Below are 21641 nucleotides of genomic sequence, written 5' to 3' on the forward strand. Positions count from 1 at the left end.
CCGCCGCGTCTAATATTTCACCGAACAACCATAAGGCTTGGTTGTGTTGACTGCGATCGGTTCTCCAGCAGCAAGGCTGGTCAGGGCCTCACGGACATAATTGGTCGCCGAATTGATGTCTGCCACATTGGCAGATGCAACGGAGTCGATCGCGCCCTGATAGGCAACCTGACCGTTCGGGCCGATAATGAACATGTGAGGCGTCGTCTTCGCCTGATAAAGCCGGCCGAGCGATCCGTCAGGGTCCAGCAACACATGCGCCGGTGCCGCACCATGCTCCTCAGTCCACTGATTGGCGGCGGCGCCCTCCACATAGCCCTGTTTACCGGGCGCCGAAGAGATCACCGTCAGCCAGACCGTCTCGTCAGCTTTGGCGTCGGCCTGCAGGCCCTGCATGTTGCCGGGCGGCTGGGCATAATGCTTGCGCACGAAGGGGCAACCTTCATTGGTCCATTCCAGCACGACAGTCCGGCCTGTGAAATCAGAGAGAGAGACCTGCTCCCCATTGGAATCCGTCGCGGTGAACGCAGGTGCCGGGCGGCCAACCGGGAGACCTGAATCCGCACGCGCTGTCGAGGCAATCAGCGCCCCGGCCGTCAGCGCGACCGCAGCTGCCATACCGGCGGCAAGCGAGAGGTTTCGCCGATTGATCGTGATCATCCGTCTCTTTCTTCCCTCATGTCCCGTCTGTGTCAGGGATTGACTGGCAGGCTGGTGACGAGCCCCTGGTTGAGAATTTCCGGCAGGACCTGCGGCTCATCGGAACCGGCAGGATACCACAGATACATGGGAACGCCTGCGCGCTGATGCCGCGCCAGTTCGGCGGCAATGGCCGGATCCTTGCGGGTAAAATCCGCCACCAGGAACGCAACATCATTGGCAGCGAAGAAGTCATGCACTGCCTTGGATTTCAGCGTGGTTGCCTTGTTCACCTGACAGGTCGCGCACCAGCTGGCCGTGAAGTCGATGAAGATAGGCCGGCCCTCAGCGATCAGAGATTGCACCTGGCTGGCGCTCCATGGCTCGGCTTCATATTTGGCGGCATAGGCGGATGACGCGCCAATGGCAGGTGCTGGCGCCATCGCACGTTCCGTGACACCGAACAGCGTAAGCGCCAGCGTGACGGCTGCCAGAATGCGCGGCAGTCGCGCCTCGCGCTGCCAGAGCCAGGCGGCAAAAGCGATTGCCACCGCGCCAGCAGCCGTCCAGGCCACCGCGCCGGACCCGGCCAGATCACCCAGCACTTTCGCCAGCCACGCAGCGGTCAGGAACATCGGGAACGCGAAGAATTGCTTCAACGTGTCCATCCACTTCCCCGGCCGCGGCAGCAGCTTGTAGAGGTTCGGTACGAAGCTCAGCACAAGGAATGGCAACGCGAGGCCAAAGCCCATGGCGAGGAAGAAAGTGAAAACGACCGGCGCAGAATGCCCCATCACAGCGCCTAGCGCCGCGCCAAGGAACGGACCGACGCACGGCGAGCCAACAACCGCCGCCAGGACGCCTGTGAAGAACGCGCCCGCATCCCCGTCCCGGTCGGCCAGACCTGAGCCAAGGTTCTGCAGCGATGTGCCGAGTTCAAACATGCCCATCAGCCACAGGCCGACGGCAAACATGACAAGGGCAAGGATGGCCACAACCGGCGCATTCTGCAGTTGGAAGCCCAGCGTGATCGGCCCCGTCGCTGCCCGCAGGGCGACAATAATCGCCGCCAGCACACCAAAGGAGACCAGCACACCCGCCGTGTACCAGATACCATGGCGGCGCACTTCCCCGGCATGGCCGCTGGAGACCGCCGACACCATGCCGAACGCCTTCATCGACAAGACCGGCAACACGCAAGGCATCAGGTTCAGGATCAGGCCGCCCAGAATGGCAAGCAGGATCAGCTTCCACGCGGCAACCTGGATTCCTACGCCCCCCACAGGACCAAGGCCGGATGTGTCGGGCAAAGGCGGGCCTTCCACTGCGCTGATCTCATAGCCCGTGCGGGCGCCGTCCTCCTGTTCGATCACGACCACACCGTCGAGCGGCTTCGAGACGTCTGTCATGTCGGCGGCGCTCAGCGACACAGTCGCGCCATGGCGGCCGAGTTCAACAGGCTGAGCGGCCGGGTGAAGGATATCGTGACCAAACGGGAAAAAGCGGATGGAGCGGACCTTGCCGAAGCCGCCATCAAGACGAAGGCTGAGCGACCAGTTGAGATCCTTCTTCAGGACCCGCGCTTCTCCGGGGAATGGAACGTGGCTTTTCGCAATCCATTTTCCGATCAGTTCGCCTTCGCGGATATTGGCCTCAGCCTGATCGGTCTCGAGCTTCAGTTTCACACGCGCCTGTTCCGGCACGCAGGTATCTTCACAGATCAGGTAATCGGCCACGACATCCAGCGTCACCGGCCCCATCGCATCTTCCGGAATGGTGATCGGGAAAGGAAACACGACCTGATGGTTGTAGCCATAATCCATGATCTCCCCTTCCACGACCGGAAGAAGATGCGGCAGCGGCCAGACGATATCGCCGATTGCGCCGGCTTTGATGTCACTGCTCGGCTGGGCGATGACCTGAGGCGGCAGGCCAGCATCCCCGGCATTCAGCCAGTAGACATGCCAGCCATCGTCGAGATCCATTTTCAGCGCGGCATAGACGGTCTCCCCTGGCAGGGCGGCGTCGCGCTCCGAGATCAGCTCTACCCGCGCATGGCCTGCATCCACCGGTGCAGCGGCAGCCGGCAGGAAGACGAAGACGGCGCCAAACAGGGCGGCAAGGCAGGCGGAAAACTTCATTGAGCAGATCCGTTTTCTTGGAGTTGCGGCCCATATGCCCGCAAACAGGCCCCTACAGAAGGGCCTCGCGGAAGCGTGATGGCAAATGTGTCAGCCCGACGCACCTGCCCTGCAAGAAAAAAGGCGGCCCCGAGAGGCCGCCTTCATTCTTTAGCTTACAGGCCTGCAATCAGGCGTTGGCAGGCTGCGGGTTCGGGGACACCGGGATACGCATCGCACGCTGGATGACGCGTTGCCAGTTCAGCAGCGACACCATGTGTGCGTAAATTGCGCCGATCGCGCCATTGGCTTTCAGTTCCAGGAATTTCTCATTCGGAAGCGCATTGAAGCGTTCTTCGGAGATCGCCCAGTAATCGGCGATTTTCTGCGGCGGGCCGGCTTCTGTGCCGTCCGGATTGCGCGGCTGGAAGGTGACGGTCTTCTGCTCGAACAGATCAAGGTCACGGATCATCTTGATGAAATCCGTTGTCGCGCGGCGCTGACGCTCGAATTCCTTGCAGAACTCGATCGCATCATTGGTGAACTTGCTCGGCTGGCCATTCTCGAAGAACGCCACTTCCGGCTGGTTGGTGACCATCGGTGCCTGACGGTCGACGCACAGGACCAGACGGTCGGAGTTGTCATCCGCAGCGAAAACGAATGGGTAGCGGCGGGCGAAGGCCGGCACGTAATAGTCTTCAATCACGCGGCCATCAGCACCGACGTAAAGGTTCTGACCCTGACGGATGCCCATGACGGCAACCGGTGTCCGGTCATCGCCGACGAAAATCACCGGGTACGAGCTGGCGCAGAGGCCGAATTCTGTCACCGTTACCGGAATGGCGTGCGCTTCGCGCATGAATCCGAACGGCTGGTCGATCTGCTTCACGCCGAGACCGGCATGATCTTCCAGAGACAGCGGCTGCGGCTGCTTGTAAAAAAGGACCTGGCCAGTAAGGGCCTGTGGGCCTGCTGCAGGAGGCGTGTTCACGTGTGTCTCTCCGATCTGAGATAATTGGGCGTTTGCCTACCGGAAATAAACACTGGCTACAACACCCGAACCAGCCTGAAATGCAGTGATCACGAGGTGAAGAAACCGTCATGAAATCCACGTCTGACACGCGTTTTCTCATCCGCCGCCGCACGGTGCTGGCGGGCCTGGCTGCGGGCGCGTCGCTCGCCGCCTGCGGCCCGCAGGTCGATGATGCCGGCACGCCCCGACGGATTGCACGCGAGGTGGATCAGACCCTGCAGTCCATCGCCATGACGGAACTGGCTGCCGATCCGGAACTGGCCACGCGGCTGGGCCTGACCGAAAGTGCGGTTGGCTTTCCCTTCAATCGGTATCTGACAGACCGTTCCCAGGCCGCCTATGAACGCCGCCGGGTCAGCCGGCTGGAAATCCTGGAAGCGCTGGCCGCGACTCCCCGCCCCGCTGAAGGCAGTCCGCAGGCCCGTCACCTGGACACGGTCATGGCGGCGTACGAGACGGCTGAAACCCTGTTCGTATCCGGGCATGGGCAGACCGGGCTAGGTGTTTCCTACCCCTATGTCATGGACCACATGCGCGGCGCCTATATCGACGTGCCAGACCTGCTCAGCCGGGCCCATCCGGTTCGCACTGCTGCCGAAGCGCGGGCCTATGTCGACCGCCTCGCCCAGTTTGCCGATGCGATGGAAGATGAACGCCGGCGCCTCGAAGCCGATGCGAAAACCGGCATCCTGCCACCGGATTTCATCCTCGCCCGCATGAAAGACGTTGCTCTTAAATTCGCGGAAGGGCCGACCGAGACACATGTGCTGATCACCACGCTGGAAAGCCAGTTGGCAGGGCCGGAAGACCTCAGCCTCGAAGACGCGGGGGACATTCTGGCGCGCGCGAAACGTGTCGTCGGCGAGGAAATCCAGCCCGCTTACCTGCATCTCGCCGACGCGTTCACGGCGCTGCAGGCCAGCGCGCCGTCCCAACCGGGCGTCTGGCAGCAGCCGGATGGCGATGCGTATTACCAGGCCGCCCTGCAAGCCTATACCGATCAGGGCGTATCCGCCGAGGACCTGCACGCGCTGGGCCTCAGCGAAGTCGACCGGCTGACGGCAGAGCTGGAACTCGCCCTGTTCGAGGCCGGCCTGACCGAAGGCAGCGCGGCAGAGCGCCTGACGCTGCTTGCAGCAGAACCGGGACAGATCTTCGAGGCGACGCCGGAGGGCCACGCCGCCCTTCTGGCACTGATGCAGACCTATCTGGACAAGGCAGAAGCCGCCCTACCCTCCATCGTATCAACAGTACCGCGCACGAAGGTAGCCCTTCGCGCGGTGCCGGAATTCCTCGAAGCTTCCGCGCCTGCGGCCTTCTATTCTGCCGCTCCGGCGAATGGGTCGGCCCCGGGCCTGTTCGAGATCAACCTGGCCGACATGACCGACTGGCCGGCCTTTACGCTGGCGACGCTGGTGTTCCACGAGACGGTGCCAGGCCATCACCTCGAAAGCGCGCTGACGGCTGAGACAGCCCGCTTGCCCCTCATCCGGCAAATGATCTGGAACGTTGCCTATGGCGAGGGCTGGGGCGTTTATGCCGAGACTTTGGCGGACGATATCGGACTATACCATGACGATCCGCTGGCCAGGATTGGCTACCTCCAGTCCTTGTTGTTCCGCGCCGCACGCCTCGTGGCCGATACTGGCATTCACAGCATGCACTGGACCCGGCAGGAGGCGATCGACTATCTCGTTTCCATCACCGGACAACCCGAAGGCCCGATGGCGCAGGAAGTCGACCGCTACACGGTCTGGCCCGGACAGGCCGCGGCCTACTGGATCGGGCGCAAGCGCATGCTGGACCTTCGCGAACGGGCCGAGCGTGTGCTGGGGCCTGACTTCGACTTTGTGGAGTTCCACGACACAGTGCTCACCGGAGGACCGCGCCCGCTCTCCATCCTCGAACAGGATATCGAGCGCTGGTACACGGCGAAGATCCGGGACTGAGCCTTATCTTCGCTCCGGTTTTTCCGGATTGGGCCCGAATCGTCCCGCCGCCGCCCAATTCCCGCCACGTCCATCTTGCCATTCTGTCATGAACAGGACGCAGGTGGAGGACGATCATGCGCAACACGACAATCGGGTTTCTTCTGGCAGGTGCGGCAGCGGCTGCACTTCTGACAGGATGTGCGAGCGAAACAGGCGGCAGCAGCGACGAAGTTGCGACTGAAATTGCGGCGCCGCCGCCCGCACCACCACCACCGCCTGCAACGGCCCAGGCTGAGCAAAGGGTCGCCATGAGCGCAGGTGACTATGCCGCCGCCGCGCCGCCACCCGCGATGATGATGGCGCCGGAACCGGAATTCCGCGACCAGTATGAAGATGTCGATCCGAACCCGGTAAAGCTTACCAGCGAAGAGCCGGTCTCCACCTTCTCCATCGATGTGGACACGGCCTCCTATGCCAATGTCCGCCGGTTCCTGAAAAGCGGCGTGCTGCCGCCGAAGGATGCCGTACGGATCGAGGAGATGGTCAATTATTTCGACTATACCTATCCACAGCCGGAAGACGGCGCCGACCCGTTCGCGACATACGTAACGCTCGCCCCCTCCCCTTTCGCGGAAGGCCGCCAGCTGATGCAGATCGGCATTAAGGGCCGTGACATTGACCGCGATGCCCGCCCACCGGTGAACCTGACCCTGCTGGTCGATGTCTCCGGCTCCATGCATTCGGACGACAAACTGCCGCTGGCCAAGCAGGCACTGAAACTGATGCTGGACCAGATGGACCCGGCCGACACGATCTCGATCGCGGTCTATGCCGGTGCAGCGGGCGAAGTGCTGGCGCCGACGCCGGTCAGCGAGAAGCGCAAGATCTACGCGGCCCTTGAAAACCTGCGCGCAGGCGGCTCGACCGCCGGTGGCGAAGGCCTGCGCCTAGCCTATTCGCTGGCCGAACAGGGCCTGAAAGAAGATGCGGTGAACCGTGTCATGCTGCTGACCGATGGCGACTTCAATGTCGGCATCACGGACTCCGAACAGCTGGAAGACTTCATCTCCCGCAAGCGGGAGAGCGGCATCTATCTTTCCGTCCTCGGCTTCGGACGCGGCAATTACAATGACGCGCTGATGCAGAAACTCGCCCAGTCCGGTAATGGCACGGCGGCCTATGTCGATACGCTGAGCGAGGCCCGCAAAGTGCTGGCCGACGATCTTGGCGGCAACCTCTTCCCGATTGCCGATGACGTGAAGATCCAGGTCGAGTTCAACCCGGCCCGCATCGCGGAATACCGGCTGATCGGCTACGAAACGCGGATGCTCGACCGGGCTGACTTCAACAATGACAAGGTGGATGCCGGAGATATCGGCGCGGGCGCCAGCGTCACGGCGATCTACGACATCACGCCTGTCGGATCGGACGCGGCGCAGATCGATCCGCTACGCTACGGTGACCGGCCCGCTGCGGGCGGTGACCCTTCCAGCGAGTACGCCTTCGTGAAGCTGCGCTACAAGCCGCCGGGCGAGCCGGAGTCCATCCTGCTGACCCATGCCGTGACCGATGCCGACAAGGCAGACAGCCTGGCAGCAGCCCCGCAATGGGTGCGCTTCGCAACGGCCGTGGCCGGGTTCGGGGAAATGCTGCGCGGCGGTGAGAACCTCGGCGCAGGCTTTGGCTGGAAAGAAATCCGCGATCTGGCGGCAGGCGCCAAGGGCGAGGATGAATTCGGCTACCGGGCAGAATTCATCGAGCTGACGCGGCTGGCGGAAACAGCTGAGGCACAGGCGGCGCTGAACCGGCCTGCGCCTGAGCAATAAGGGCCCGAGCAGTAAGATGGATCAGGCGGCGAGGTCTTCTGCGACAGGCGCCGCCTGCACGTCCTGCGCGTCTCGCGGGTTGAGGCAGACCGGGCTGAAGCCCTCCTCAATATCGGCGACCATGCATTTGCGTTCACGGGCGTCGAATTCGAGGGCGAGGAACACGGCCGAGGCGCCGTAACGTTCCGCCTCTGCCAGCGCCCAGATCGGCTGCAGGTCATGCGGCCGGCCGGTCAGCTCCATCACGCGGATGATGCGCCAGCCATAGGAGTCGGGGGCTGCGAAGATGACGGCGCCCGGGCTGCGGGCCCATGCGGCGTCCTTTGGAACACGCTGGAAGTCCCATGCCTTGCCAGAGCGTCCCCGAAAACTGACTGAGATGTTCATGTTCATGCTCCGTTCCAATAAGCATGTTCCTATCTTGCTCTCATCTTGTTCGCAAGAAGTTTTTAGTAAACAAAGGGTTAACAGAGCACCTGTGGAATTACTTCACGACGGTGAAGCGTTTGCGGTCGAAGACCCGTAAGACCTGCTGCAGATCACGCCCCCTGCGCAGAACCTGGCCGGCCTGTCCGTACACGACATACTGGCCCTGCATGTTGGCGAGATGGGGCTGTTTCTCGATCCGCCAGGTCGGGTTCTCGGCATGCCGGCGGAAGATGGCGAAGATGGCGTGGTCCTTGTGCATGCCGATCGCATAGTCACGTGCCTCCCCTGCCATGACCAAACGTCCGTAGACGTCGAGAATCGGTCTCATCTCGGTTTTGTGGAAAGCGATTCGCGGCTCGCTCTGGGCCCGACGGGACGGAAATTCGCTCATTTTCTCTGTTTATGACTCCCCTGTAATGCGAATTGAGGGCGGGAAAGCTCGCCTAAACGTCTTTTAATCCGAAATTCCACTGAAACAGCAGGAATTGGGGCAATCCCGCCACCTTTCGGTCTTGCTTGCGCCCCCGCACGCGGCCATCTTTGACTTGTCGGACGGAGGTGAACATCACGCACCCCGGACCCATCAGCCCCCCCAGCCCCCTGGGGCGCTTGATAAACCTTCGTCCGACACACTTCCTCAAAAATCGATCGCAAGCCGTCTCTGCCTAGCTACGCGCTCCCGGCGCCTTTCCGCTATTGGGACTCTTAGATCCAATGGCGTCAAGCAGCGGCCCCAGGATCTTGCCGGCGGTTCGGCCGGCGCCCGAAGCCTGAGCAAGGCGGCGGGAGACATATTCGTCCAGGTCTTCCTCGGACGGGTTGTCCAGCCAATACAGCACGATCGGTGGCAGAATGGCGGTCAGCAGCCCCCGCTTGGAGTAGCGGTTGTAATCCTCTGCCGTGTCGCCTGCGGCCTCCCAGATGAAATCGGCCACGGCCCAGCCGCGTTGCAGCGCTGGCCCGGCATTCCACGGCACCATGCCGCGCGAAACCGCCCGGCGAACGGCTTCCCGGTTCGGCTCCAGCGCTTTCAGCCAGGCGAGCACGCCGGCCTTCACCTTGTCGGGAATGCGCATGGCGGAGAGGTCTTGTAAGGCAAGATCCGCCTTTGCCGCCTCCCCTGCGTCTTCGAAAAACCCGTCGATCAGGTCGATCACGCCGCGCGGGGCCGCAAGGGCCTGTTCACCATCGCCAAGCCCGGCCTGCTTGGCCGCTCGGGCCGCAGCGGCCTCCGTCCAGCCGTCAAAAGCGACCTCAGGCAGGAGTGCATCCAGCCAGCGGCGGCGAAGTTTTTGGGAAGGTGTGACAGTCATGACTGAACTCCATGGCAAAGGGGGGCTTGGCCAAATCCCTTTTCACGTGATATAGCGCCCGCTTTCCGGCCTGTCTGGCCGACACAAGGTCACAATCGGGGCGACGCCCCCAGCCAATGGAGAGTACCATCGTACAGATCGTCGTCCGCGATAACAATGTTGAGCAAGCCCTGCGCGCTCTGAAGAAGAAGATGCAGCGTGAAGGCCTGTTCCGCGAAATGAAGGCTCGCCAGCATTTCGAGAAGCCGTCCGAGAAAAAAGCACGCCAGCGCGCAGAGGCCGTCCGCCGCGCCCGCAAACTGGCCCGCAAGCGCGCCCAACGCGAAGGCATCATCTAGGACGCTGCTTTTATCGCAAGATAACCAAAACCCCGTCAGAGCGATCTGGCGGGGTTTTTGTTTAGGGGCGTCGGTCTGTTTAGTTCTGATCCGGTGCAAACTCCCGATACCGTACAACTTCGGACAAGTAGAGTTCAGCAGCCTGCTCTTCGCTCATGCTGTTTTCAACAGCTTGCCGATATGCCTGCGAGCCCGCCCAATCCCGTTCAGCCATTCGATAGGCGTATGGTCCAACACAGGAGTTGTGATTGAAGTCATCGAGAAAAACATCGCACCGTTGTTTCAGCAGTTCATCTTCATCCAGTGCATTTTGATCTGAACACACTGACAGCGGTGCTACAGCGACCCGAACTGCCTTATCAAATTCTGCGCAAGCTTCACGGTCGAAAGGCACGTCCTTGGGGGCACATTGCGGGTCGATCCGTTTACACTCCGAGAAAGTGCAAATGACTCTTGGAGATATCTGGCACTGCTCTGCTGCGGCAGAAGCAGCTGCCATAGCTTCTGCATTCCCCTCGAACACTAAAAGCCTGTCGAGTTCAGGAGTTGGACGGACGCAAGCTGCGCAAACTGCGAATAGAAGTATGGAAGCACGCATAGTCAACACAAGAGTTACAAAATAACATTTGGGGTGACTGTTCGCTTTCTGTCAATCGCCGCGAGGTCCAAAGTAGAGGGCTAAGCAGCCTTCTTTCGTACCACACCCTTCAGCATCTTGCCGAGGTCGCCAATGCTGGCGCCGTTGACGGCCCCGGCGCGGTAGACGCGGACGGAGACCCAGAGCACGGCGAGCGTTGTCACCACCATCAGGCCCATCTGCATCGCGACTTCCCACATGGGCGGATCATGCGGCATGCGCAGGATCAGCAGGAACGGCGTAAACACCGGGATCCAGGTGGCAAAGTCCACCACGGGCGAGCCCGGGTCCTGGAAGGCGATGAAGATCGCGAACATGGGCAGCATGAGCAGGATCATCATCGGGCTGAGCAGCGTCTGCGCCTCCTGAATCGTGTCGCACAGGGAGCCGAGCGCCATGAAGATCATGCCGTACATGATGTAGCCGAGCACGAAACTGACCAGCGCAGGCAGCAGGATCTGCGGGCTGGCCGCCGCGGCCAGGAATGGCGTGATCATGTCCCCTGCCCCCGGCACCTGCGTCGCAAGGAAGGCAGAGCCTGACAGCGCGAAGAGACCCCAGACCAGCATCATGGTGGACGTCACCGCAAACACGGCCAGCAGCTTGCCTGCCAGCAGTTCCGGCATGCGCACAGATGTCAGCAGCGTGTCGAAGATCTTGTTGGAGCGCTCCTCGATCGTGCCCATCAGCAGGTACTGGATGATCGAGAACACCATCAGCCAAAGGAAATAGGCGAGCGCCCCGGCGACGAAGACCGGTGCCCGGTCTGCCAGCGTCACTTCCGAGCCGGCGGATTCCTGTTCGGTCACGCTTCGGATACGCCGGGCAGGCACCTGAACGGCGCCGTCGTCCGCCTGCTGGATGAAGTCTGGATCCAGGCCTGCCGCCTCCAGCGCGTGCTTGCGGGCCAGGCGGCGCACAGCGTCTTCCGCCTCATAGCGCAGCGTGTTGATATTGACGTCATCGCTCCAGTATTCGAGCGTTTGGCCGTCATTCGACAGGATGAAGGCGGCGAAGAGCGGCTTGTCGCCCAACGGACCCGAGACGAGCTGTTCACCCAACAGGTAGGGGCGCAGGCCATCGATATCCTGAGCGGGCGGTGAGACCTCTATGAATTTCCGTTCCCGGAGCGTCTGCATTGCACCATTGTTCATGGCCCCATCAGGCAATTGCATCTGGTCCGCCAGGTCTTGCGCCATCGCCGCGGCTTCGTTCCGGGCAAACTCTGCATCGATCGCCTCAGCATAAAGCTGGCCGGGCTCGATCACCGTGTAATAGCGCACAGGCGAAGACTGCGCCGCGAACATCGCGAACAGCGAACCGATCAGCATCAGCGCGGGCACGGCGGCAAGGCTCAGCCAGAAGCCCCAGGCTTTCACATAGCCAAGATAGTCCCTGCGGAAGACGAGATAGATGTTCCTCATCAGGCCAGCTCCCCCTCTTCCAGCTCCGCTAGCGGATCATCCAGCGCCGCCGCATCCGCCTCCCCCACAAGGGAGACGAACACATCGCGCAGGCGGGACTCGTCCGGCGCAAAGCCGGTAATCGGCGCGCCAGCCTCGATGGCCGCGCGCAGCGCGTCTTGCGGACCGGCGCCCTTCGGCAGCGCAATCCGCCAGGCATCGCCATGACCCCGGTCTGCCGCGCGGTGGGCTTCGAACCCTTTCGGTGCCAATGCGGCGCCAAGATCGAACCCTTCCTCGACCTCAAGGCTCGCGCCCTTCTCCAGCGTGGCAAAGGCTTCCGGCAGCGTGCCGTCGAACACTTTTCGCCCGCGCGCCATCATCACGATCCGGTCGCACAGCCGCTCGGCATGCTCCATGACATGCGTGGAAAACAGGATCGTCGCCCCCCGCGCATGCTCGGCGCGGATCAGGTCTTCCAGCACCTGCTGGTTCACCGGATCGAGACCGGAGAACGGTTCGTCCAGGATCAGGAAGTCCGGCCGGTGGGCGAGCGTGGAGAGGATCTGCACCTTCTGCGCCATGCCCTTGGAAAGCTTGGAGACCCGTGTATTGCGGAACTCGCCGAGACCGGTCGACTCCATCAGCTCGTCTGCGCGCGCCTTGGCTGCGCTGGCGCTCATGCCTTTGAGGCGCGCGAAATAGGCGATCGTCTCCCGCGCCGTCATCTTCTTGTAGAGGCCGCGCTCCTCCGGCAGGAAGCCAACCCTGCGCAGGGAAAGTATGTGCGGCACGTCCCCGAACAAGCGCACGTCGCCCTCATCCGGCGGGATCACGCCCAGCGAAACACGCAGGCTGGTCGACTTGCCGGCCCCGTTTGGCCCCAGAAACCCGATGATCTGCCCTTCCGGCACTTCCAGTGACAGGTCCCGGACCGCCGTGAAGTTACCGAAACGCTTGGTCACATCCGTGAGGATGAGGGGGGACTGGGCCATCCGTATCTCCGAATCCGTCTGAAAATCGCTCGCTTTTCACGAGAGTCGATATGGCTGCCTACTCTTTGGCCCGGCGCGTCTTGCCAACCCCTTAAAGCCGTCGCAGCATGATTTCCGATGAAGACGGATGTCATCCCCCTTGCACCGTCAAGCCTTGGGCTGGCGGCAGAAGAGTGCGAGCAGGCTGCGCGCAGCAGCCTGCAGTCTTATGCCCAGAAACTCGCAAGGATTGAAGCTGCGCTCTCCCGGATGGAAAAGGGATGCTACGGCTTCTGCCTGACATGTGAAGGGCGCATAGGGCTGCATCGCCTCGAAGCCGACCCGGCCGAAGCGATGTGCGAAACCTGCGATGTGGATAAGGGCTGCGTCAGATAAAGACGCCGAACAGCCAGATCATGAACTGAACGAACAGGCCGGTGAGCAGCAGGATCACCAGCGTCGCATACCAGCGGCCGCCGAGGTTCAGCACGATGCCGGACCCGATCCCCACAAGCGTCATCAGGCCCAGGGAAACAGCCCAGTGAATGCCGATGGCCACAGCCAGAACGGCATGGCCGAGCATCAGCGTCAGAATCAGGCTGCCCCAAGTGGTTCCCTTGATGAATCCGTCCCAGGTGGCTTGCTGGTCGTGGATGTCCATTTCGCCGTGGTGGTATTCGCTGGCAGCCATTTAGGGCTCTCCCCGTGAAATCATTGCTGCCTGCCGTATTATCGAAGGCAGCCGAAGGGTCAAGCGGATGATAGCGCCCGTATTGCCGCAGATGGCAGACGGTGCAGACTTTGTCAGTTCAGCTGGCCCTTTGGCTTCGGCACGGGCGGTGTGAAAGGCTCCGGCAGAGGCGCGGCCGGCACCCCCTCTTCTTTCAGGGCTTCGCGCTCTTCCTCGGTCGTCTCGCCCCAGATCGGACGTTCTTCCTGTTCGCCATAAAACATCGAGCGCGCCTCTTCGGCGAAATCGCCGCCAACATAGTCGAAATTCTCCGCCACATGCTGGCGTGCCTTTTCGGCGAACGCGGCGAACATCTTCTCCGGATCGGCGGCAGCGTCTTTCTTCTTCGGGGATTTCACCGCTGGCGCCATGATCTGCTTTTCCACACGCGAGGAATTGCATGCAGAACAGCGCACCTGGCGCTTTTCCTTGAGCGTTTCATAGGCTGAAGACGAAGCGAACCAGGCTTCGAAATCCTCGTCACAGGCCTTGCAATGGAGCGCGTAGCGGATCACTGGTCAGCCCTCTCCGTTCACGGCGACGCAAGCATCGGGTCGAGCTTGCCGGCCCGTTCCAGCGCCATCATGTCGTCGCAGCCGCCAATGTGATGCTCACCGACAAAAATCTGCGGGAAGGTCCGTCCACCATTCGAGCGCTGGATCATCTCAGCTTTCTTTTCCGGGCTCATGCCGGCATCGATCTCTTCGAACTCGACCTGTTTCTCTCGCAGCAGCGACACCGCGCGCGAGCAGTAGGGACAGAAGGCTCGGGTATAGATCGTGACTTTCGCCATAAATTCGCTCCTTGGAACCGTTACAGGAATTATATGGTGATGTCGGTTTCCCGTACAACGCGCGCCAGCACCAGGACGTCCACATGCCGCGCCCCTGCCCGTTTCAGGGCACGCGTGCAGGCTCTGAGTGTCGCCCCCGTGGTCAGCACGTCATCGATCAGCAGGACGCGTTTACCCTCGACATGCCCGGCCCGGCTGGGTCGTAACTCAAAGGCGCCGGCCACATTGCGGCGCCGCGCCTTGGCGGAAAGTCCGCCCTGGGTCGGTGTGCGGCGGGTCCGCTTCAGCGCATCGACCGAGACCGGCACGCCCGTCCGTTGCGACGGCGCCTCGGCAAGCCAGGCAGATTGGTTGAAACCGCGGCTGGCGAGCCGGGCATAATGCAGCAGCACCGGAACGATCACATCGGCTTCATCCAGCAGAGCCCCCCGGCCCGCCCGCATCATCCAGCTGGAAAACGTGCCAAGCCCGTCACGCCGGCCGGAGCGCTTTAGGTCCAGGACCAGCCGCAGGGAGGCAGGCTCGTAGACAAATGCTGCGCGGGTGCGGTCCCAGCGCGGCGGCCGGGCAATGCAGGCAGCGCAAGTCGCCCCCTTCATCCCGTTCGGCGCCAAGTGGCGTACCGCAACGGTCACATACGGCGCCGCTCAGAAAGTGGATCTGTCCGAATTCATGCGGGGCGAGCGGACCTTTGCCGAGACCACGTTCGCGGCTGACGAGCGACCGTGGCGGCCAGAAGAAATCCGCCGCCATCCGCAGAAAGCCCTTTGAACGGCTCCGCTGCTGCTCCATATCGCGTGCCATGACGCCCGCTGCTCCCCCGCGCCTGTTCGACCGTGCCCGAGTTGCGCGCAATCGCGACCGGGCAGCCCCTTGTTATGATGACTATGCGTTCCTGAAGGAGCGTGTGTCGAGAGACATTGCGGACCGTGTTCAGGATACGCCGCGCAGTTTCGAGCGCGCGCTGGACCTTGGCTGCCACGACGGGCGGCTGGCGCGGATTCTCGGCGAAACTGGCCGGGTTGACGCCATCGAGGCCAGCGACCTGTCTCCTGCGATGGTGGAAGTTGCCCGCGCAGCCGGCACCCATGCCGGCGTGCTGGACGAGGAAACACCGGATCTGGCAGCCGGCAATTTCGACCTCATCGTATCGGCCCTCTCCCTTCACTGGGTGAATGACCTGCCCGGCACGCTGGTGCGCCTGCGTCAGGGGTTGAAGCCGGACGGCCTGTTCCTTGGTGCCCTGTTCGGTGCGGGCACGCTCGCAGAACTTCGCGAATGCCTGATGGAAGCGGAAACGGACCTGACCGGCGGCGTCTCCCCGCGCCTCTCTCCGCTACCGGGTCTGAAAGACATGGCGGGCCTGATGCAGCGGGCGGGCTTTGCTTTGCCTGTGGCAGACCGGGACACGGTGGTGGTGCGCTACCGCGATCCGGCGCACCTGTTGTCTGACCTGAAGGGGATGGGAGAGCAAAGCGCGCTGGCACCCGGGATGATCCGGCCGCTGCCGCGAGCCGTGCTGGACCGGGCGCTCAGCCTCTACCGGGAACGCCACGTAGACTCGGACGGCCGGGTACGGGCGAGCTTCGAGATTGTGCATGTCTCGGGTTGGGCCCCTGCTCCAGGACAGCCAAAGCCCCTGAAGCCCGGTTCTGCAAGGGCAAGCCTTGCCGACGCGGTGCGCCGGCAAAGCGAAGGCGAATAGGACGGCTCAGCCGTTGAAGCCGGCAGCTGCCTTGTTGAAAGAAGCACCGGTTGACGCGCCAACGGCGGTCGCGCCGCCAACGATCGCAAGGCAGATGATGCCTGCAATCAGCGCATATTCGATCGCGGTTGCACCCTCCTCGTTACCGAGGAAATGCGAAAACAGTTCACGTGCGGCTCTCATGGTCCCTCCGTCGCGTGTCCCCCCGAAAGAACCTCGAACAGCGGAAGATCCGCAGGAGGGGCCGGGTAATCAAACAGGTTTGCCGGAGGAACCCACGCGATGGCCTGGCCTTCTCGTGGATGCACTTCGCCTGACCATGCCTGACACTTGTAGAGTGGCATAAGAAGATGAAAGTCGGGGTAAGTGAAACTCGCAAAAGTGAGCGGCTGAAGTTTCGATTCCTTAACCGTAATCGACAGCTCCTCATGAAGCTCGCGCACGAGCGCAGCCTCCGGCGTTTCGCCGGGCTCTACCTTGCCGCCCGGAAACTCCCACAGGCCCGCGAGCTGTTTGCCTTCCGGGCGTTGCGCCAGGAGGATCTCGCCCTTGTCATTGTACAGCGCAGCGGCGACGACCAGGACCAACCGGTGCGTCATGTCCGGTAAGCGCCGTTGATGTCGACATATCCGTGCGTCAGATCGCAGGTCCAGACAGTGGCTGATTGATCGCCCGCGGCAACATCGACACGGATCGTGAATTCGGGTTTCGCGAACACAGCGCTGGCAGCCTCCTCGCTGTAGTCCGGCATCCGCGCGCCATCCTTTGCGACCTGAACATCATCGAACCAGATGGCGAGGTCAGCGGCCGAAATCGGCTCCAGCGATTTGCCGACGGCCATGACAATCCGCCCCCAGTTTGCGTCACCGGCCGCCATCGCGGTCTTGATCAGGGGTGAATTGGCAATCTCGCAGGCGATGATTTTCGCCGACATCTGCGACACGGCGCTCTCGACCTGGATGGTGACGAATTTCTGCGCCCCTTCCCCGTCCTTCACCACCAGCTGGGCCAGTTCGAGGCAAACCGAGTGCAGAGCCATGGCGACGGAGTCGAGCCGCGGGTCACTCTTCGAGGTGATCGGGTCCATGCCAGACTGGCCGGTCGCGAACACCATCAGCGTATCAGACGTGGATGTATCACCATCGACCGTGATGCAGTTGAAGGTCTCGTTCGTGATCTCTTCCAGCAATTCCTGCAGCACATCGTGCGCAATGGCGGCGTCGGTGAAGACATAGGCCAGCATCGTCGCCATGTTCGGCGCGATCATGCCGGAGCCCTTCACGATCCCGGCAAAGTTCACGGTGTGACCGTCGATTTCCATCGATGTGCCGGCGCCCTTCGCGAACGTATCGGTAGTCATGAAGGCGCGCGTGGCCGCCTCCCAGTCCGGGGTGCCCAGCTTGTCCGCCAATTCGGGCACAAACGCGCCGACATAGTTCGGATCGGCTAGCGGCTCTCCGATGACGCCGGTCGCCGCCAGGAAGCAGTGCTCTTTCGCAACGCCCAGTGCCTCGCTCATTGCCTTCAATGTCGCGTCGTTCTTGTCCTTGCCCTTCGGGCCGGTGAACGCGTTGGAATTGCCGGAATTGGCGACAAGGGCACGCGCCGTACCGCTACCTGTTTGCAGCGCTTCCCGGCACCAGAGCACGTCAGCCGACGCCGTCCGGGAAACCGTGTAGACCCCGGCGCAGGTCGTGCCTTCCTCGAAGGCGAACAGGAAAACGTCGTCACGGGTCACGCCGCGCTTTGCATAAAAGCCGCGCGAGCCGGTGGCGGCGCGTACGCCTTTCACCTCAGGCAGTTTCGGGAAGGGCGTCGCAAAGGGCGAGGGCGTCAGATTCAAAGTTCAGTTCCTTCAGGAGCCGGGGCAGCAAGATCATCCGGCGTATCGTTGGGGCCGGAGTCCGGGTCGGGAAGCCTGTACGGCGTTGCGCCGTCATCGTCGAGCCCCGGTTCGCCCTGCTGGATCTGCGCCTCCGCCTTGAGGCGGCGAACGATCTTGGCGACCTGTTCCAAGGTCAGAAACGTGACGATATCGGGCCGCATCTCCGCGCGGGTTTTCGGTGCCCGCGAACGGCGATCCTTAACCTTGAGGATATGCCAGCCATCGGCCGACTCGAAGGGCGGCGCGACTTCGCCTTCGCCGGTATTGGCGATGACCAGCGGGAATGGCGGCGGTTCATCGTTCGGGGAGACATAACCAAGGTCCCCCTGCTCCATGCGTGTGGCACTGTCGAGCGAGTTGGCGCTGACCAGGCTTTCGAAGCTTTCGCCCGCCTGGATCCGGTCGAACAGGGCCTGGGCCTCTTCCCTGGTGTCCACCAGAATGTGGGCGATGCGCACTTCATCATCGTCCTGCTGCAGGGCGACCTGTTTCTCGTACATCGCCTCAATCTGGTCTTCGGTCACATCTTCAGCGACGAGGTTTTCGACCAGCAGATTGCCGAGAATGCGCTCCTCAGCCATTTCGAGCCGCCGGCGACCTGCCGGATCCTTGTCCAGACCGCGCCGGACGGCCTCCTGCGCCATCAGCTTCTGTTCAATCAGCTGATTGAGCACCGTGTCGTATTCCGGATCGCCGGATTTGACCTTGGTGCCAGCAGGCACAAGGCCCCGGGCCACGGCTTCCAGCTCTACATCGCTGACATAGATTTTCTCGCCATTCACCGTGGCGGCGGTTGCGCCTTCAACGCGAACCGGCACTTCTTCTTCCGGTGGCGGGCTGCACGCAGCCGCTGTCATAATCGCCAGACCGGCAAACAGGATACGCGGGTGGACCCGCAAAGCCTTCAGATTCAACACAGTCATCACTCCAGCTGTCTGATGGCGCCGCATTGACACCCCAATGCGGCGTTCTTAAGTCTCACCCGCGCGCTGGTCGAGTAGGTTTGGCTGGTGTAATCACGGTGGGAGAACCCGCGTATTCCTGTGCGGTCACACGGTCAGGATCACAGTTTCTTCGCCCCAGACCTGATTGGTGCAGCCTCTTATGTTTTCCGTCGCCCGCAAGATTTTCGGTTCCGCTAACGACCGCAAGCTGAAACCCCTGCGAGCCCGCGTCAACCGCATCAATGCCCTCGAGCCGATGATGGAGGCGCTTTCAGACAGCGCCCTCAAAGGCAAGACCGCAGAATTCCGCAAACGCCTGGCCGATGGCGCGACGCTCGATTCCCTGCTGGAAGAGGCTTTCGCCGTTACCCGGGAGGCCGCCCGGCGCGCCCTCGGCATGCGCCATTTCGATGTGCAGCTGATGGGCGGCATGATCCTCCATTCCGGCGCGATCGCCGAAATGCGCACCGGTGAAGGCAAGACGCTGGTCGCAACACTCGCCGCCTATCTCAATGCCCTTGAGGGCAAAGGCGTGCACGTCGTCACCGTCAACGACTATCTCGCCCGCCGCGACGCCGAATGGATGGGCCAGATCTATGGCTTCCTCGGCATGACGACCGGCATCATTGTGCACGGTGTCACCGACGAAGAGCGCAAGGCCGCCTACGCCGCTGACATCACCTACGGAACGAACAACGAGTTCGGCTTCGACTATCTGCGCGACAACATGAAATACTCGCTGGACCAGATGGCCCAGCGCGGACACCATTTCGCGATTGTCGACGAGGTGGACTCCATTCTCATCGACGAAGCCCGTACACCGCTGATCATTTCCGGCCCGACGGACGACCGATCCGACCTCTACATCAAGATCGACGCAATGGTTCCGCGCCTTGAAGAGGAAGACTACGAACTCGACGAGAAGCAGCGCTCGGTCACCTATACCGAATCCGGCATGGAAAAGATCGAAGGCTGGCTGGAAGAGGAAGGCCTCCTGGAAGGCTCACTCTGGGAACCGCACAACATCTCGCTGGTCCACCACGCCAACCAGGCCCTGCGCGCCCACAAGCTCTATGCCCGCGACAAGGATTATATTGTCAAAGGCGGCGAGGTGATGCTGATCGACGAGTTCACCGGCCGCATGATGGAAGGCCGCCGCCTGTCCGAAGGCCTGCACCAGGCCATCGAGGCCAAGGAACGCACCGACATCAAGCCCGAGAACCAGACACTGGCCTCGATCACGTTCCAGAACTATTTCCGCCTCTACTCCAAGCTGGCTGGCATGACCGGTACCGCCCTGACAGAGGCAGACGAATTCGCCGACATCTACAAACTGGAAGTCATCGACCTTCCAACCAACAAGCCGATCCAGCGGATCGACGAGGACGATGTCGTCTACCGCACGGCCAAGGCGAAATATGCCGAGATCGTCAAGGAAGTGCGCGAGTGCCACGCCAAGGGCCAGCCGATCCTGCTGGGCACCGCCTCAATCGAGAAATCCGAGATTCTCGACAATCTGCTGACCGCCGCGAAGATTCCGCACAAGGTGCTGAACGCCCGCCACCACGAGCAGGAAGCCCAGATCGTCGCCAATGCCGGCGTACCCGGCGCCGTCACCGTCGCCACAAACATGGCCGGCCGCGGCACCGACATCCAGCTCGGCGGCAATTTCGAAATGCGCCTCGAGCAGGAGAAGACGAAAAAGGAGGCCGAGCTCGGCCGCGAGCTGACCGAGGGCGAAGCCTCCCTGCTCACGTCCCAGATCAAGGCTGACATCGAGGTCAAGAAAAAGCGCGCGCTGGATGCCGGCGGGCTCTACGTTCTGGGTACGGAGCGCCACGAAAGCCGCCGCATCGACAACCAGCTGCGCGGCCGGACGGGCCGTCAGGGCGACCCCGGCAAATCCAAATTCTACATCTCCATCGAAGACGACCTGATGCGCATCTTCGCGGCCGAGCGCATGGACGCCGTGATGCGCCGCCTCGGCATCAAGGAAGACGAGGGCATCACCCATCCCTGGATGAACAAGGCGATGGAAACCTCGCAGCGCAAGATCGAACAGCGCAATTTCGAGATCCGAAAGAACGTCCTCAAATATGACGACGTCATCAACGACCAACGCAAGGCCATCTTCGAGCAGCGCATGGAATTCATGCGCGCCGAGGATGTGTCTGACGTGATCCTGGAAATGCGCGAGCATGTGATCGACGCAATCGTCTCCCGGACCATGCCGGAGAAGGCGTATGCGGAGCAGTGGGACGTTCAGGGCCTGCGCGAAGCCATGCGCAACGAATTTGCGATCGACCTGCCGGTCGACGAATGGGCCGCCGAAGAAGGCGTGGCAAACAAAGAGATCGCCCAGCGCATCCGCGATGCGGTGGAACAGGTTTACCAGGCGATCACCACCGCCGTTGGCGCCGACCAAATGCACCGGATCGAAAAACAGATCCTGCTCCAGGTCCTCGACATGCGCTGGCGCGAGCACCTCCAGATGATCGACCAGCTTCGTTCGGTCATCCACCTGCGTTCCTATGGCCAGCGTGACCCGTTGAACGAATTCAAGTCCGAAGCCTTCAACCTGTTCCACAATCTGCTGGAAGAGCTGCGCGCGACGGTCACCCGGTCGCTGATGCATATCCGTGTACAGCAGGCTCAGCCGGAACAGGCACAACAGCGCCCTGCCCCGGCCCAGATGCCGCAAAGGCCTGCGCCAGCGCAAATGCCAGCACCGCAACCTCCCCAGGCACACGAGACGCATCTCGACCCCGATACCGGCATCAATGAGATGGACCCGTCAGACACGTCCAAACCGCCCGGTCCGGAACTACAGCAGGCCGAAGACGACTGGTCGAACACACCACGCAACTCCCCCTGCCCGTGCGGCTCCGGCAAGAAGTACAAACACTGCCACGGCGCCCTCAGCACCCAGCGGGCATAAACC

At 62.1% G+C, this 21641-nt stretch carries 24 protein-coding genes; 7 read left to right on the forward strand and 17 right to left on the reverse strand.

Annotated features, from left to right (window positions below):
• Nucleotides 1-9: 9 nt before the first annotated feature.
• The 3 genes from HY17_RS18795 to HY17_RS18805 all read right to left on the reverse strand — a co-directional run bounded on the left by HY17_RS18795 (nucleotide 10) and on the right by HY17_RS18805 (nucleotide 3750).
• Nucleotides 10-660, reverse strand: coding sequence for a redoxin domain-containing protein (locus tag HY17_RS18795; protein ID WP_155843680.1), 651 nt, complete (start codon nucleotides 658-660; stop codon nucleotides 10-12).
• A 32-nt stretch (nucleotides 661-692) separates the two neighbouring features.
• A complete protein-coding gene (locus HY17_RS18800; RefSeq protein WP_034769572.1) occupies nucleotides 693-2780 on the reverse strand; it encodes a protein-disulfide reductase DsbD in 2088 nt (695 codons plus the stop codon).
• Between the two features lie 169 nt (nucleotides 2781-2949).
• Nucleotides 2950-3750 (reverse strand): SapC family protein, encoded by an 801-nt coding sequence (locus tag HY17_RS18805; protein ID WP_034769573.1) that lies wholly within the window; start codon nucleotides 3748-3750, stop codon nucleotides 2950-2952.
• Between the two features lie 110 nt (nucleotides 3751-3860).
• On the opposite strand from HY17_RS18805, the gene HY17_RS18810 reads away from it, so the two are divergent.
• Both HY17_RS18810 and HY17_RS18815 read left to right on the forward strand, forming a co-directional pair.
• A complete protein-coding gene (locus tag HY17_RS18810) occupies nucleotides 3861-5741 on the forward strand; it encodes a DUF885 family protein (RefSeq protein ID WP_051600325.1) in 1881 nt (626 codons plus the stop codon).
• Nucleotides 5742-5857: 116 nt separating this feature from the next.
• On the forward strand, nucleotides 5858-7549 hold the full coding sequence (locus HY17_RS18815) for a VWA domain-containing protein (RefSeq protein ID WP_034769574.1): 1692 nt from the start codon (nucleotides 5858-5860) through the stop codon (nucleotides 7547-7549).
• A gap of 21 nt (nucleotides 7550-7570) precedes the next feature.
• Here the strand turns inward: HY17_RS18815 and HY17_RS18820 are convergent, their stop codons facing one another.
• The 3 genes from HY17_RS18820 to HY17_RS18830 all read right to left on the reverse strand — a co-directional run bounded on the left by HY17_RS18820 (nucleotide 7571) and on the right by HY17_RS18830 (nucleotide 9291).
• Nucleotides 7571-7936, reverse strand: a complete 366-nt coding sequence (locus HY17_RS18820; protein ID WP_139068899.1) for a hypothetical protein — start codon at nucleotides 7934-7936, stop codon at nucleotides 7571-7573.
• Nucleotides 7937-8033: 97 nt separating this feature from the next.
• A complete protein-coding gene (locus HY17_RS18825) occupies nucleotides 8034-8369 on the reverse strand; it encodes a DUF2794 domain-containing protein (RefSeq protein WP_034769585.1) in 336 nt (111 codons plus the stop codon).
• A gap of 274 nt (nucleotides 8370-8643) precedes the next feature.
• The gene (locus HY17_RS18830; RefSeq protein ID WP_034769589.1) at nucleotides 8644-9291 is read right to left on the reverse strand and encodes a COQ9 family protein; all 648 of its coding nucleotides are present in this window, start codon (nucleotides 9289-9291) and stop codon (nucleotides 8644-8646) included.
• A gap of 116 nt (nucleotides 9292-9407) precedes the next feature.
• On the opposite strand from HY17_RS18830, the gene rpsU reads away from it, so the two are divergent.
• Complete coding sequence (gene rpsU, locus HY17_RS18835) at nucleotides 9408-9629, forward strand: 30S ribosomal protein S21 (RefSeq protein ID WP_034769592.1); 222 nt, start codon at nucleotides 9408-9410, stop codon at nucleotides 9627-9629.
• Between the two features lie 79 nt (nucleotides 9630-9708).
• Here rpsU and HY17_RS20330 read toward each other — a convergent pair whose 3' ends face one another.
• The 3 genes from HY17_RS20330 to HY17_RS18850 all read right to left on the reverse strand — a co-directional run bounded on the left by HY17_RS20330 (nucleotide 9709) and on the right by HY17_RS18850 (nucleotide 12664).
• Nucleotides 9709-10128: a hypothetical protein gene (locus HY17_RS20330; protein ID WP_155843682.1), complete on the reverse strand. Its 420-nt coding sequence runs from the start codon at nucleotides 10126-10128 to the stop codon at nucleotides 9709-9711.
• A gap of 179 nt (nucleotides 10129-10307) precedes the next feature.
• Nucleotides 10308-11690, reverse strand: coding sequence for an ABC transporter permease (locus tag HY17_RS18845; RefSeq protein WP_034769595.1), 1383 nt, complete (start codon nucleotides 11688-11690; stop codon nucleotides 10308-10310).
• Nucleotides 11690-12664: an ABC transporter ATP-binding protein gene (locus HY17_RS18850; RefSeq protein WP_034769597.1), complete on the reverse strand. Its 975-nt coding sequence runs from the start codon at nucleotides 12662-12664 to the stop codon at nucleotides 11690-11692. The genes HY17_RS18845 and HY17_RS18850 overlap by 1 nt, the downstream gene beginning before the upstream one ends.
• Before the next feature lie 117 nt (nucleotides 12665-12781).
• Between HY17_RS18850 and HY17_RS18855 the strand changes: the two genes are divergently transcribed.
• Nucleotides 12782-13039: a hypothetical protein gene (locus HY17_RS18855; RefSeq protein WP_051600326.1), complete on the forward strand. Its 258-nt coding sequence runs from the start codon at nucleotides 12782-12784 to the stop codon at nucleotides 13037-13039.
• Here HY17_RS18855 and HY17_RS18860 read toward each other — a convergent pair.
• From HY17_RS18860 to HY17_RS18875, 4 genes are all read right to left on the reverse strand, one after another.
• A complete protein-coding gene (locus HY17_RS18860) occupies nucleotides 13032-13334 on the reverse strand; it encodes an aa3-type cytochrome c oxidase subunit IV (RefSeq protein WP_034769599.1) in 303 nt (100 codons plus the stop codon). The genes HY17_RS18855 and HY17_RS18860 overlap by 8 nt on opposite strands.
• 113 nt (nucleotides 13335-13447) lie before the next feature.
• On the reverse strand, nucleotides 13448-13888 hold the full coding sequence (locus tag HY17_RS18865) for a DUF1178 family protein (RefSeq protein ID WP_034769602.1): 441 nt from the start codon (nucleotides 13886-13888) through the stop codon (nucleotides 13448-13450).
• 17 nt (nucleotides 13889-13905) lie between these two features.
• Complete coding sequence (gene grxC / locus HY17_RS18870; RefSeq protein WP_034769604.1) at nucleotides 13906-14166, reverse strand: glutaredoxin 3; 261 nt, start codon at nucleotides 14164-14166, stop codon at nucleotides 13906-13908.
• Nucleotides 14167-14195: 29 nt separating this feature from the next.
• Nucleotides 14196-14765, reverse strand: a complete 570-nt coding sequence (locus tag HY17_RS18875; protein ID WP_051600327.1) for a ComF family protein — start codon at nucleotides 14763-14765, stop codon at nucleotides 14196-14198.
• Here HY17_RS18875 and HY17_RS20605 point away from each other — a divergent pair.
• Both HY17_RS20605 and HY17_RS18880 read left to right on the forward strand, forming a co-directional pair.
• Nucleotides 14737-14937, forward strand: a complete 201-nt coding sequence (locus HY17_RS20605) for a hypothetical protein (protein ID WP_233348873.1) — start codon at nucleotides 14737-14739, stop codon at nucleotides 14935-14937. The two genes, HY17_RS18875 and HY17_RS20605, sit on opposite strands and share 29 nt — an antisense overlap.
• A 31-nt stretch (nucleotides 14938-14968) precedes the next feature.
• A complete protein-coding gene (locus HY17_RS18880; protein ID WP_034769606.1) occupies nucleotides 14969-15871 on the forward strand; it encodes a methyltransferase domain-containing protein in 903 nt (300 codons plus the stop codon).
• A 6-nt stretch (nucleotides 15872-15877) separates the two neighbouring features.
• Here the strand turns inward: HY17_RS18880 and HY17_RS20090 are convergent, their stop codons facing one another.
• The 4 genes from HY17_RS20090 to HY17_RS18895 are packed head-to-tail and all read right to left on the reverse strand — an operon-like array spanning nucleotide 15878 to nucleotide 18679.
• On the reverse strand, nucleotides 15878-16054 hold the full coding sequence (locus tag HY17_RS20090; RefSeq protein WP_081813235.1) for a Flp family type IVb pilin: 177 nt from the start codon (nucleotides 16052-16054) through the stop codon (nucleotides 15878-15880).
• Nucleotides 16051-16470 (reverse strand): 8-oxo-dGTP diphosphatase MutT, encoded by a 420-nt coding sequence (gene mutT / locus HY17_RS18885; RefSeq protein WP_034769608.1) that lies wholly within the window; start codon nucleotides 16468-16470, stop codon nucleotides 16051-16053. The genes HY17_RS20090 and mutT overlap by 4 nt, the downstream gene beginning before the upstream one ends.
• Entirely contained in the window at nucleotides 16467-17714 is a 1248-nt protein-coding gene (gene argJ, locus HY17_RS18890) for a bifunctional glutamate N-acetyltransferase/amino-acid acetyltransferase ArgJ (RefSeq protein WP_034769610.1), read from the reverse strand. Before argJ ends, mutT begins: the two co-directional genes overlap by 4 nt.
• Nucleotides 17711-18679: a peptidylprolyl isomerase gene (locus HY17_RS18895; RefSeq protein ID WP_051600328.1), complete on the reverse strand. Its 969-nt coding sequence runs from the start codon at nucleotides 18677-18679 to the stop codon at nucleotides 17711-17713. Before HY17_RS18895 ends, argJ begins: the two co-directional genes overlap by 4 nt.
• Nucleotides 18680-18860: 181 nt before the next feature.
• On the opposite strand from HY17_RS18895, the gene secA reads away from it, so the two are divergent.
• On the forward strand, nucleotides 18861-21638 hold the full coding sequence (gene secA / locus HY17_RS18900) for a preprotein translocase subunit SecA (RefSeq protein WP_034769621.1): 2778 nt from the start codon (nucleotides 18861-18863) through the stop codon (nucleotides 21636-21638).
• Nucleotides 21639-21641: the final 3 nt, after the last annotated feature.

Source organism: Hyphomonas sp. CY54-11-8 (genome assembly GCF_000682735.1).
Classification (GTDB): domain Bacteria; phylum Pseudomonadota; class Alphaproteobacteria; order Caulobacterales; family Hyphomonadaceae; genus Hyphomonas.

Bases quoted from the DNA above. Each gene is read 5' to 3' on its own strand.
- rpsU (WP_034769592.1), top strand. From the start codon at position 9,408: ATGGAGAGTACCATCGTACAGATCGTCGTCCGCGATAACAATGTTGAG.
- HY17_RS18810 (WP_051600325.1), top strand. From the start codon at position 3,861: ATGAAATCCACGTCTGACACGCGTTTTCTCATCCGCCGCCGCACGGTG.
- secA (WP_034769621.1), top strand. From the start codon at position 18,861: ATGTTTTCCGTCGCCCGCAAGATTTTCGGTTCCGCTAACGACCGCAAG.
- HY17_RS18895 (WP_051600328.1), bottom strand. From the start codon at position 18,679: ATGACTGTGTTGAATCTGAAGGCTTTGCGGGTCCACCCGCGTATCCTG.
- HY17_RS18880 (WP_034769606.1), top strand. From the start codon at position 14,969: ATGACGCCCGCTGCTCCCCCGCGCCTGTTCGACCGTGCCCGAGTTGCG.
- HY17_RS20090 (WP_081813235.1), bottom strand. From the start codon at position 16,054: ATGAGAGCCGCACGTGAACTGTTTTCGCATTTCCTCGGTAACGAGGAG.
- HY17_RS18855 (WP_051600326.1), top strand. From the start codon at position 12,782: ATGAAGACGGATGTCATCCCCCTTGCACCGTCAAGCCTTGGGCTGGCG.
- HY17_RS18860 (WP_034769599.1), bottom strand. From the start codon at position 13,334: ATGGCTGCCAGCGAATACCACCACGGCGAAATGGACATCCACGACCAG.
- HY17_RS18825 (WP_034769585.1), bottom strand. From the start codon at position 8,369: ATGAGCGAATTTCCGTCCCGTCGGGCCCAGAGCGAGCCGCGAATCGCT.
- HY17_RS18845 (WP_034769595.1), bottom strand. From the start codon at position 11,690: ATGAGGAACATCTATCTCGTCTTCCGCAGGGACTATCTTGGCTATGTG.
- HY17_RS18830 (WP_034769589.1), bottom strand. From the start codon at position 9,291: ATGACTGTCACACCTTCCCAAAAACTTCGCCGCCGCTGGCTGGATGCA.
- grxC (WP_034769604.1), bottom strand. From the start codon at position 14,166: ATGGCGAAAGTCACGATCTATACCCGAGCCTTCTGTCCCTACTGCTCG.
- HY17_RS18820 (WP_139068899.1), bottom strand. From the start codon at position 7,936: ATGAACATCTCAGTCAGTTTTCGGGGACGCTCTGGCAAGGCATGGGAC.
- HY17_RS20605 (WP_233348873.1), top strand. From the start codon at position 14,737: ATGCAGGCAGCGCAAGTCGCCCCCTTCATCCCGTTCGGCGCCAAGTGG.
- HY17_RS20330 (WP_155843682.1), bottom strand. From the start codon at position 10,128: ATGGCAGCTGCTTCTGCCGCAGCAGAGCAGTGCCAGATATCTCCAAGA.
- HY17_RS18795 (WP_155843680.1), bottom strand. From the start codon at position 660: ATGATCACGATCAATCGGCGAAACCTCTCGCTTGCCGCCGGTATGGCA.
- HY17_RS18875 (WP_051600327.1), bottom strand. From the start codon at position 14,765: ATGAAGGGGGCGACTTGCGCTGCCTGCATTGCCCGGCCGCCGCGCTGG.
- mutT (WP_034769608.1), bottom strand. From the start codon at position 16,470: ATGACGCACCGGTTGGTCCTGGTCGTCGCCGCTGCGCTGTACAATGAC.
- HY17_RS18800 (WP_034769572.1), bottom strand. From the start codon at position 2,780: ATGAAGTTTTCCGCCTGCCTTGCCGCCCTGTTTGGCGCCGTCTTCGTC.
- HY17_RS18815 (WP_034769574.1), top strand. From the start codon at position 5,858: ATGCGCAACACGACAATCGGGTTTCTTCTGGCAGGTGCGGCAGCGGCT.
- HY17_RS18850 (WP_034769597.1), bottom strand. From the start codon at position 12,664: ATGGCCCAGTCCCCCCTCATCCTCACGGATGTGACCAAGCGTTTCGGT.